Source organism: Sphingobacterium sp. HMA12 (genome assembly GCF_002933815.1).
Classification (GTDB): Bacteria; Bacteroidota; Bacteroidia; order Sphingobacteriales; family Sphingobacteriaceae; genus Sphingobacterium.
Genome location: NZ_BEYR01000001.1, coordinates 428024 through 439238, shown reverse-complemented (window position 1 = coordinate 439238; position 11215 = coordinate 428024). Strand labels below are relative to the sequence as shown.

The window sequence follows — 11215 nt, the reverse complement described above, 5'->3', positions numbered from 1 at the left end:
TGACATATATTTATCATCATTATGCGCAACATACTCTTAATACTTTTGTCGGTCATCGTAACGCTGGTTTGCGTCAAAAATTCACAAACTGTCAATATTGATTTCTTTGTGGAGGGCAAGATAGCATTATGGAAACTTCTGCTGGCTTTTTTTGTGATGGGTACTATTTTTGCTTTTTTACTAAGGGGCGGTAAAAAGAAACAACGACAGGAAAGCACAGCAATATTTGACCAATCGGAAGAGAATAATGAAGAGCCAAAATCCAAATTATCCGATGAAGATCGCGATTTCCTGTCCTAGCAATAAAAAATAAACTACTAAAAATGAAGGTTTAAACACATTAAAGCCATTTTTATCGCAGAAATAGTTGCGTAGAATAAAGATTAACCCTATCTTTGCATCACTTCAAACAAGGAACGGTAGTTCAAAAAGAAGTACGATTCCGTAGCTCAGCTGGTAGAGCAATACACTTTTAATGTATGGGTCCTGGGTTCGAATCCCAGCGGGATCACTTAGAAAAGCTAATCGCAAGATTAGCTTTTTTTTGTTTAACAGGATTAGAATTCGAGCTAAGGGTCGGCCACCAGATAGCGGCTGCAGATTCAGTTATTTATCCGATTGCAATTTCCTCGCATATTGCCCTATAATGCCCCATATTTTTTCGAAACCTACTATCAGGTTTTTATTAGCCCTTCCATTTCCGTATTGGCAACGAACAACATTCCATAGCCTTTGTTTATTGTTACCGGTATATAGCAGAATATACTAACGACATCAGCAATATACATTTATTAGGTATTGAAAACAATAAAAGCATGCTCATTGTACTGTGTATAAAATACTAAAGTAATACTTAGTCAATACTTGATCAATACAGTATGTGTGCTTCAAGTGTGCTTTTCCCCTGCTTCAGCACTGACTAAAAACCCCTGATTTCATGGATATTATATCGATCAATATTGCCGTATTTTTGATATATTAGAAAAAACACAACCAGATGCGTCCCATTTTCATATTTCTTTTTTCACTGCTAAGTACCTTTACTTATGCGCAGACGAGTCCCGTAACCAAAGGCTTATCCTACCCCGAATTAATCCCAGTGTTGGTAAACGATAGTCTATATGGTTACTGTGATAGTCTTCTTGACATAAAACTATCTCCTATTTACGAAAGGGCAGAACTATTTGAAGAAGATTTTAATTTCCAGATCTTCCATGTCACCAAACCCGAGATTATAAAATATGGATCAGCTGAATATGCTTGGGTTCAACACCTTGGTGAGCGTTACCGCATCAACAAAAAGGGTGAACGGGTTTATAAGTATGATGCAGCAGATTTTAAAACTGGAGAAACACTCATTCAGCTTTTTAAAAATTCCACAGCACATACGATAAATAAGGTGGACGATACAACCCTATTTCAACAAATAAAAAATAATCAAACGGGTCAACTCGCGTTCCCCGATGATCAGTCCATCACCGATTTTAAAGAAAAAAATAAGGCACTTATCGACGAAGGAATCCGATTAATTTATTACCCTAAATTCACTGAAATACCGTATACTTATTTTTCCAATGAGCAAACACTACTCCAGGGAATAAAAAATAAGGAAACAGGCGAAATCACGATCAAAGCACGCTATGCCTCTATTGAAGAATACTACAATAATCCCTTACGCGTACATCAATACCCCTTGTTAGTTGCTTATCGTGGGGATCTCAATAAATACATCTATGTAGGACTCAACGGAACCGAATATGTACTGTATTCTGCTCAAATAGAAATCCATTAGATTTATACTTTTCAAAGTTGAATCAGACACAGAATTTTTAGAAAATGCATTAAAAAACGTCAAAACAATAGGTTGCTATAATATCTGGCCATGTTGCTATAAAAGAATTTTTTTACGGTTTATGAACCGCTATTTTCGTAAAAAATTCACAATATGCTCAGATCATTACCTTTTTTCTTACTTTCCATTTCACTAGGCAGCACTGCCCTCGCACAAAAGCGCTATACATTATCAGGTACAATCACAGATACATCAACTGGAGAAACACTGATCGGCGCTACGGTCAAACTTCGTGAGCTCCCACAGTCTGGAAGCTCAAGCAACTCTTATGGTTTCTATTCAATCGCCGCTCCAGAGGGTAGATATATACTTTCCAGTTCTTATGTCGGATACAATACCCGCATTGACACAATTGAATTAAATAGGGATCAGGCCCTCAATCTTACCTTGCGGTCGCAAACCTTATTGGACGAGGTGGTGATTTCATCCGACAGACGTACAAATAAGAATGTTTCCTCCCCGCAAATGGGCGTTGAAAAACTAAATATGAACCAGATCAATCAGCTTCCCGTCGTATTGGGGGAACGCGATATTCTAAAAAGCATCACATTAATGCCCGGAATTAAAACTTCTGGAGAAGGAAATACAGGTTTTTACGTCCGTGGGGGCGGTGCCGACCAAAATTTAATTTTACTGGATGAAGCAACTGTCTATAATGCCACTCACCTACTCGGTTTTTTCTCTACATTTAATTCAGATGCCATCAAGGATGTCAGCATCTATAAGGGTGGCATGCCTGCTGAATATGGCGGCAGACTATCTTCGGTACTCGATGTCAAAATGAATGAAGGTAATAACAAAAAAACTACGGTTCAGGGCGGCATCGGGTTAATTGCCTCCCGCATTAAAGTTGAAGGTCCGCTGGTGAAAGGTAAAGGCTCATTTATGTTATCTGCCCGTCGCACCTACATGGATCTTTTTATGAAAGCTTCTTCAGATACCACAATCAATAAAAGCACGCTATACTTTTATGATATTAATGCCAAAGCCAACTATAGATTTAACGACAAGAATGCGATTTATCTCTCCGGGTATTTCGGTAAAGATGTCTTGGGACTACAGGATATTTTCGGGACCAATTGGGGCAATGCGACCGGAACACTTCGGTTCAACCATATCTTCAACAACAAGCTATTTTCAAATACCTCACTCGTCTATAGTAATTTTAACTATGTTATCGAAGGCCTAGACCGTAACGATGGATTTAAAGCCACCTCAAAGATTGCTGACATCAATTTCAAACAGGATTTTCAATATTATGCAAGCGCAGATCATAGCCTGAAATTTGGTTTACATGCAACCCGACATGATATTGCCCCAGGAGATATTACGACAACAGCGAGTTCCAGTTTCAACAATAAGCATGTAGAACATCGCTTTGGTTATGAAATGGCAGCCTATGCCAGTGATGACTGGAAGGTAAATGGCAAGTTAAATATGGCATATGGTCTCCGTTTGAGCTCGATGCTACTGATTGGGCCGGGTACATTTAGCAGTTATGACGCCCCAGGCAACATCATCGCTTCTCAACGGTATAAATCGGGGGAGCTCGTACAGCATTATCTCAATCTGGAACCGCGTTTTAGCTTAAGTTATCTTCTGAATGAGCAACAATCCATCAAGGCTTCCTATAACAGGAATACACAAAATATTCATCTCCTGACAAACTCCACAAGCTCCAGTCCGACGGATCTCTATGTCATGAGCAGCAAGAATATCAAACCTGAAATTGCCGATCAGATTTCCACGGGTTATTTCCGAAATTTCAAGGATAATGTCTATGAGTTTTCCGCAGAGATCTATTACAAAAACCTACAAAACCAGATTGATTACAAAGATGCGGCGCAATTGCTCGTCAATCAAGACGTGGAATCCCAGCTTGTGTATGGTGTAGGCCGAGCCTATGGTGTAGAACTATTCTTGAAGAAAAAATATGGCCGATTCAACGGTTGGGTAGGCTATACCTGGTCAAAAACCGAACGTAAATTTGATGAAATCAACGCCGGAAAATATTTCCCAGCAACGCAAGACCGTACACATGATGTTTCCCTTGTCGGGATCTATAAGCTCAATGAACAGTGGACTTTCTCCAGTAATTTTGTCTATGGCACCGGTCGCGCCGTTACGTATCCAACAGGAAAATATACTATTGGCGGCAGCACCACCTTCTCTTATTCGGAACGCAACGCATATCGTATGCCCGCTTCACATCGTTTGGATATCGCGGCTACCTTCGATGGAAAACCGGGGAAACATTATCAATCAAGCTGGACCTTTGGTATTTACAATGTTTACGCACATAAGGATCCTTACAGAATCGCATTTAGAGATAGTAAAACAGTCGCTAATGCGACGGAAGCAGTGCAAACAAGCATTTTTGGCATCCCTATCCCCTCTTTTACCTGGAATTTTAAATTTTAATCCGTATTGCTACAACGTATGAAATACCCTTATTCAGCAAACAAAGACACTGATAAAAATAAACAGAGTAATTCTCCTAAACACAAACCGAGCATAGCAAGCTCATAAAATATTTATTACATATGAAACATACCATTGTTATCGTCAGTATATTTTTTCTTACATTCCTAATATCGTCTTGTGAGAAAGTCATTGATATCCATGTCAACGACGAAGTAGGTCGATTGGTTATTGAAGGGGCCATCAATAACACGGCATCACAGCAAGAAATAAAACTGAGCCGCAATGCTGCCTTCTCCGGCGGCAACAACTATCCCGCAGTGACCGGTGCAACTGTCATCGTCAGGAATCAGAAACAACAGGAATATACATTTGTGGAAACAGAATCCGGAACATATAAAGCACAGCAATTTGCAGGAATCCCCGGAGAAACATATACCATGGAGGTACGTATCGATCAGGAAAAATATCAGGCTACTTCGCAAATGCCACAAATCGTTACATTGGATTCCGTCTCGGTCGAAAATCCAAAATTCGGTGATAAGGAGAAGCGTAATATTAAAGTATTTTACAAAGATCCGGCAGATCAAATCAATCAATACAGATTTGTTGTTTTTCTAAATGATAAGCAATTGAAGGATATTTATGCCGTAAATGACGATTTTAACAATGGTAATGAAATCAGTCTAACATTGCGACCGGATGATGTAGACATGTTTCCGGGGGATCGTATCCGTGTGGAAATGCTCTGTGTTGATAAAACAGTATACAACTACTGGTATAGCCTGATGCAGCAATCCGCTAATTCTGGCGTGACACCAAGTAATCCGCCTACAAACATCAGCCCTGTGGCACTTGGCTATTTTAGTGCGCATACCTTTTCTACCAAAAGTGTTCAAGTTGATTAATTCGGTCTAATTCACAGTAAGGCTGTAGTCCTTATAGGGGGCCTCCTTACTGTGAAACAGCGAAATTATTCCTTTGCATGCTTTTTACCTATTGATCGTCTGCTTTTTTATACGTTCCAACAGGTCTTCTTTAAAACTAGCACCTAATGGCATCTCAAAGCCTGCAATCGTCACCCAATGATTGTCCACACTCTCTACTTTATTGAGATTGACCACGAAGGATTTATTGATCCGCACAAAATCTGCATTGGGCAGCTGGTTGAATATGGTCTTAATGTTCATCGCCACCATCAGTTTTTTATCTTTTGTGTGGATCATTACATAATCCTTCATGGCCTCAATATATTGGATTTCATTGAGCTCCAAACGGAAAAGCTTGCGGTCGGCTTTGACAAAGATATGATCATTGGGTACAGCAGGACTTTTTTCCGGCACCTTGTGTTGAAAATGGCTTGCCGCTTTATCCAATGCTTTCTTTAACCGATCCTCAGCAATAGGTTTTAAGAGATAATCCAACGCATTTAGCTCATAGCTTTCCAATGCATAATTAGGATATGCCGTTGTGAATATAATCTGGATATGGGCCGGAATAAATTGGGCAAAATCCCAACCGCTTTCTTCCGGCAGATTAATATCCAAAAAGATCAAATCAAGTTGTTGCTCCTCCATCACCATACGGGCGTCCTCGGTATTGCCATACATCCCTAGACATTCCAAAAAATCGTAGCCTTTCAGTAATTTTACCAGTCCTCGCCTTGCTAAAGGTTCGTCTTCAATCACAATGTATTTAATACTTAATTTGTCCATAATCTTATTACGCTCCTATTGGAATACTTAAAAACACCTTATATCTGTCCCCGAAATCTTCAATCTCCAGATTATATTTAGCCGGATATAGAATTTCTAGCCGCTTTTGGATATTACTCAAGCCGAGACCACCATAAGCCGCGGCCTGTATCTTTCTTTTCTTAGGGTTAACACAGCTGAAACAAATGTATTTATCCCTAATCGAAAAACCTATCTGCACATGCTGCCCGCCTTCCATCGCCTGATGCGCGCCATGTTTGACCACATTTTCAACAAAAGGAATAAACAAAAAAGGTGGTACCTGCAGTTGCTCCATCTGTTCCTCAATGCTAAAGTCGACTACAAATTTATCCCTACGAATATCCTCCATAAAAAGGATATTTTTTAAAACAGCAATTTCTTTTCCAAGTTCGATTGAATCGCCCTTTGATAGATAAAGTTGGTTTCTGAGCACGTCACTCAGCTTAAGCAATACGCTGGAAGCCAATTTTGGATTCTCATCAATCAGGAAATTGATATTATTGAGCGTATTAAATAAAAAATGGGGATTAATCTGGCTTTTAAGCTGCTCCAACTGAATGGTCAGTGTATTGTTCTCAAACTCCTTGAAGCGAATTAAGTTGACAATCCATACCTTAAACAGCTTCATACTACTGACCGCTGCGATAAAAACCGTCAATAAAATAACGATGATTAAATAATCTTCCCAGTCCAGATAAGACCGATCAGGTTTTTGGATAAACCGCAGTTCCTGTCGCTCCAAATACATCAACGCTAAAAAAATAAGTGTATAAGCGACGAGAAGACTACCAGCGTAAGCCAAAAATCGACTTCTTAGCACAAAGACAGGAATTAGAATATAATGATTAATGTAAAAAAGGCTCAGCAAAATTGTAATGGAAAGCAAAGTTTCGAAAAGACGCCACAGGCTGCTTGTGGGATCTGCTTCCGCTTTTTTGCTGGGCAAAAAATGAATGCCAACAATCGCCAGGATCAATAAACAATGTCGAATCCAACGATATTTCTTATCCACAACAAAATCTATAAAAAGACTGTTCTCGTAACCGATAATTACCTGTGAATTTTTCATCTTAACGATCCCTCAAAAAGATATTTATTCCATACGATCCGTCGTCCACCTAAACGAATATCATCTCCCATAAGCTTTTTTTTAAACTAACCTTATTTTCTTTTAGCCAAAGCAACATAAAGTCTTCATACCGATAACCCACAATAAAAAATTGTTAATCTATCGCTTATATGCTCTAGAAAAACACTTCATAACACACAAAAAGGAGCAACTGGTAAGGCAAGGCTACGACTGCATGCGAGGTTTAAAAATAGCCATAACTCCCAACATTTCAAAATACGTTTTTCGGTGATACTTGATTTAGGCCTCGCCTCCTCCACATCATTCCATACCCTGACTGCACAGGTCAAAATTTTCACTCCCCGGTGATCGTGCGGCGGTACAGCATTTATTTTGTTAACTTTAGCCATTATAGATGGAGATCAACCAGTCAACATGGACGACATTCAGAGAAAATAAAGATGGAAAAGCTGCTATCCGAAATGAACAGATACTTCCCGCTCAGCGAGCAGACGATGGCGGCGTTGAAAAAAATCTGCCAACCTAAAAGCTTTAAGAAAAATGAGTTGATCTTACGCGCTGGCGATTATGCAAAATATTATTACTTCGTAAACTCCGGACTATTAGGCTATTATAAGTCAGACACAGCAGGTAATATTATTTACAAACTATTTTTTGAAGAAAACAGCTTTTGTGCATCTACAGCAGCAATTATTGAAGAAAAACCAAGTAATTTTAATATTGTAGCCCTCGAAGACGTCCTGCTGATGCAATATTCAGCAAGGCTTTTCCGTGAACTGGTGGTACAATACCATGACCTAGCACTCTTCCAAATTGCCTACCTCGAAAAAAACTGGGTCGTAAAAAAAGAGCCGCTTGAAATCAACCTGAAATGGGAATCTGCTAAAGAACGTTATCTTGAGCTCTACCGCAATCAGTCTCTCTTTAAACGTCTCAAACAACACCATATTGCTTCATACCTTGGTGTTACCCCTACCCAGTTAAGCCGTATCCGTAAAGAATTAAAACAATAATTCCATCAACATTTGTATATGTTTTTAAAAAATATCCTTGAGAATTTTGCAGAATACAATAAATTCTTAAGCAATGAAAACAGGAATCACCTTTCTTTTATTGGCACTCTGCTTCTCCGTTAGTGCCCAACACAACATCCTCCGAAAAGTATACAGTGCCAAAAAATTATTTTGGCCATGAAGGACTATAAATCTATTCTTTACGTCGCCGCAGGAGCCTGCAGTTACGGTCTGCTCGCCACGCTGGTCAAATATGCCAATAAGCTGGGGATTCATACCAGCGTATTGACCTTTTTGCAATTCTTGATAGGTTTCCTGTTTTTGCTGGGATTCAATTATTTTTCAAAATCAAAAATACAACAAGGGGCAAGCCTGACCGCGAAATTAAAACTAACTGCCTGGGGAATGTCCCTCGGATTGACGTCAACACTATATTACCTTGCCATACAATATATCCCTGTATCTGTGGGAATTATCCTACTCATGCAATCCATTTGGATCAGCTTAATAGTTGAAGCGCTGATCAGAAAAAAAATGCCTTCAAGAGCAAAAATGATTGGTGTTATCACCGTCTTATTGGGGACCGCCCTTTCAACCGATATCTTCTCGGAAACAAAGGCATTGGACACAAGAGGCCTCTTACTCGGCTTCGGGGCTGGCATTAGTTATGCCATTGCGATTTTTTCATCCAGCAATATCGCCAATGAGCTACCAAGTCCTGTCCGAAGTCTTTTTTTGGTATTCGGAGGGCTTCTCCTGATCATTGCGTTCTGGAATGTACATATTGTTCAGCAGATGACGCTGAAAGCCCTACCTTGGGGACTGGTCATTGCTTTGTTTGGCACAGTTCTTCCCCCTCTATTTTTTACCCGTGGTATTCCCAAGACCGGTATCGCTTTGGGAAATATCATTTCCAGCCTGGAGATTCCCATATCTACCATCTCCGCAGTCTTATTACTGCACGAGACCGTCTCGGGAATTCAGTGGACCGGCATCGTGCTTATCCTACTTGCGGTCACCGTCATCAATCTCCGAAAATAATTGCAAAAGATGCTCCATGTTGTAATCCAAGATCAATACATGGAGTATCTTTTTCAGTTTCCGCTGCGCAATGATGTATTAAATTTATAATACTCCCATAAAATCAAACTGCAGACCGGCACAAATGTGGCCAATAGATGCAAGAGCCCAAATAAACTTGGCCTGTCCTCTTCCATGATAAATAGAAAAGTAAACAGCATGACCACCCCAAAAGGCAACAACGTAAAGGATAAGAATACATAAAGGCGACTGCTCCTAAAGCGCGAATTATTATTTAAAAAGATGCCCAAAGTAAGCAGGCAGATGCATAAAACAAAAGAGGATAACAGCAATTCCGTAAACAAAGGCATGTAACAACGCGCTCGCCTGAGGGCTTCATTATTAGCCTGAAGTATCGCCGTCAAGATAAAGGTCGTCAGGACACTGAATACCGTTATTCTTAAAAAGATATAAGCTAACTGTTTTTTCATAACCATTTTTACGTTTGCTTTTGTGTCACTGTCCTTTAGAACAAGAAGTTTGTACAAAAAATAAACTTTTCCTAAAAGTGCGAATTAATCCAAAAATCGGAAACGAGAAAAAAATATCCGAACTTACCAATCTGATATTTAACCATTTGCACACAATATTTGTTCTGACTAAAAATGTCACTTTAAATATTTTTATTTTTTTACTAAGATTTCCTATTCCTGCTACGTATCTATCTAAAATAATAAACCATGAGACTAACGGAGGATATCAAGCAACTGATTGTAAAATGCATGCACGGCGATTTATCGGCTGTCGAAAAAGATGCTTTGACCTCCTGGTTAGCGGAATCTCCAGCACATCGCATTTATCTTGATGATCTATTGCAAAAAGAGGAACTGATGGTGGATTTGAAACAATGGATTCTCATCCAGGAATCGGATGCAACAGACTGGAATGAACGTCTCAAAACAAAAACTCTAGCAACGATTCATGCACAAGAGCGCACCATTCGCATCCATAGGGTCAGGCGAATTATGGCTTATGCCGCAGCCTTATGCTGTTTTGTTCTTGCTGGTTTGATCTATCAATTTGTTTGGAAACCTTCAGCGCCCAATGCCAGTAGAGTCGTCTTACACGATATCGAGCTACCAAATAACCATGCTGAAATACGACTCTCCAACGGAAAAGTAATCCAACTGGACAACGGAAAAGGTGTATTGGTCACATCTGATGGTTTGAAATATGCCGACGGTAGTCTGATTCAATCGACTGTTCCAAATGTAGATTTGATTGCCACAATCAATACTCCAGCCGGCAGCATGCTCCAAATTACCCTGGCAGATGGATCGCAGGTTACTCTTAATGCAAAGACATCATTCAAATATCCACTACAATTCACTCAATACCAACGCCTTGTTGAAGTAGACGGCGAAGCTTACTTTAAAGTCGCCAAAAATAAAAAAGTCCCTTTCCGTGTAAAATCCAATGGTCAATTGATTGAAGTAACAGGTACCGAATTTAATGTCAACACCTATTCAAAACAAAAAAGTAGTACGACACTCGTCGAAGGTTCTATCAATTTATTAGCCAATGGACAGCAAATGCAGCTCAAACCAAATCAACAGGCCACCCTCTCCGAAGGACGACTTTCACAGAAAAGCGTAGACCCACACAATTACACGGCCTGGATTGACAATAAATTCTATTTCAATGAAACAGACCTCCATACCGCGCTACAGGCAATCGGCCAATGGTATGATCTACAGATTATTTACAAAAACACCATCAAAGAGACCTATTTATACGGTGAAATTCAGCGGACAAAAAGCTTATCCGCCGTATTGGAAATTTTAAAAAGAAGTAATATTCAGTTTGAATTGATCCAAGAAAATGACACCAATAAACTTCTGATATTCAATTAACTAGCTATACAAAAATAAACTAAATTATACAGATGAAAAAGCCAACTTAACCAAACGGAACAGCATCACTAAAAAAGCCGAATAATGCTTCCAACATTAATCGGCCAATCTATTAGTGACTCCATTTTTGACCGATTCACCCAATCAGCGTACAAACAGATTATATCCCT

10 protein-coding genes and 1 tRNA gene are annotated in these 11215 nt (G+C 39.5%); 8 read left to right on the top strand and 3 right to left on the bottom strand.

The genetic code is table 11. From position 1 onward, the window contains the following. Window positions 1-21 precede the first annotated feature (21 nt). From HMAT_RS01745 to HMAT_RS01725, 5 genes are all read left to right on the top strand, one after another. Window positions 22-300 (top strand): lipopolysaccharide assembly protein LapA domain-containing protein, encoded by a 279-nt coding sequence (locus HMAT_RS01745; RefSeq protein WP_104381095.1) that lies wholly within the window; start codon window positions 22-24, stop codon window positions 298-300. A 138-nt stretch (window positions 301-438) separates the two neighbouring features. After that, window positions 439-511 (top strand) — tRNA-Lys (locus tag HMAT_RS01740). 486 nt (window positions 512-997) lie between these two features. Beyond that, entirely contained in the window at window positions 998-1792 is a 795-nt protein-coding gene (locus HMAT_RS01735) for a hypothetical protein (RefSeq protein ID WP_104381094.1), read from the top strand. Between the two features lie 153 nt (window positions 1793-1945). Continuing rightward, on the top strand, window positions 1946-4273 hold the full coding sequence (locus HMAT_RS01730) for a TonB-dependent receptor (RefSeq protein WP_104381093.1): 2328 nt from the start codon (window positions 1946-1948) through the stop codon (window positions 4271-4273). 122 nt (window positions 4274-4395) lie between these two features. Then, a complete protein-coding gene (locus HMAT_RS01725; RefSeq protein WP_104381092.1) occupies window positions 4396-5181 on the top strand; it encodes a DUF4249 domain-containing protein in 786 nt (261 codons plus the stop codon). Window positions 5182-5265: 84 nt separating this feature from the next. Here the strand turns inward: HMAT_RS01725 and HMAT_RS01720 are convergent, their stop codons facing one another. Further along, a complete protein-coding gene (locus HMAT_RS01720) occupies window positions 5266-5988 on the bottom strand; it encodes a LytTR family DNA-binding domain-containing protein (RefSeq protein WP_104381091.1) in 723 nt (240 codons plus the stop codon). Between the two features lie 7 nt (window positions 5989-5995). Then, window positions 5996-7078 (bottom strand): sensor histidine kinase, encoded by a 1083-nt coding sequence (locus HMAT_RS01715; protein ID WP_104381090.1) that lies wholly within the window; start codon window positions 7076-7078, stop codon window positions 5996-5998. A 461-nt stretch (window positions 7079-7539) separates the two neighbouring features. On the opposite strand from HMAT_RS01715, the gene HMAT_RS01710 reads away from it, so the two are divergent. Together HMAT_RS01710 and HMAT_RS01705 are read left to right on the top strand one after the other, a co-directional pair. Further along, window positions 7540-8112: a Crp/Fnr family transcriptional regulator gene (locus tag HMAT_RS01710; protein ID WP_104381089.1), complete on the top strand. Its 573-nt coding sequence runs from the start codon at window positions 7540-7542 to the stop codon at window positions 8110-8112. A gap of 177 nt (window positions 8113-8289) precedes the next feature. Continuing rightward, window positions 8290-9153 carry a DMT family transporter gene (locus HMAT_RS01705; RefSeq protein ID WP_104381088.1) on the top strand — a complete coding sequence of 288 codons (864 nt, stop codon included), beginning with the start codon at window positions 8290-8292 and terminating at the stop codon, window positions 9151-9153. Window positions 9154-9206: 53 nt separating this feature from the next. On the opposite strand, the gene HMAT_RS01700 is transcribed toward HMAT_RS01705, so the two are convergent. Then, complete coding sequence (locus tag HMAT_RS01700) at window positions 9207-9623, bottom strand: hypothetical protein (protein ID WP_158655554.1); 417 nt, start codon at window positions 9621-9623, stop codon at window positions 9207-9209. 249 nt (window positions 9624-9872) lie between these two features. Here HMAT_RS01700 and HMAT_RS01695 point away from each other — a divergent pair, with 249 nt between their 5' ends. Beyond that, complete coding sequence (locus HMAT_RS01695) at window positions 9873-11045, top strand: FecR family protein (protein ID WP_104381086.1); 1173 nt, start codon at window positions 9873-9875, stop codon at window positions 11043-11045. The last annotated feature ends 170 nt before the right edge of the window (window positions 11046-11215 follow it).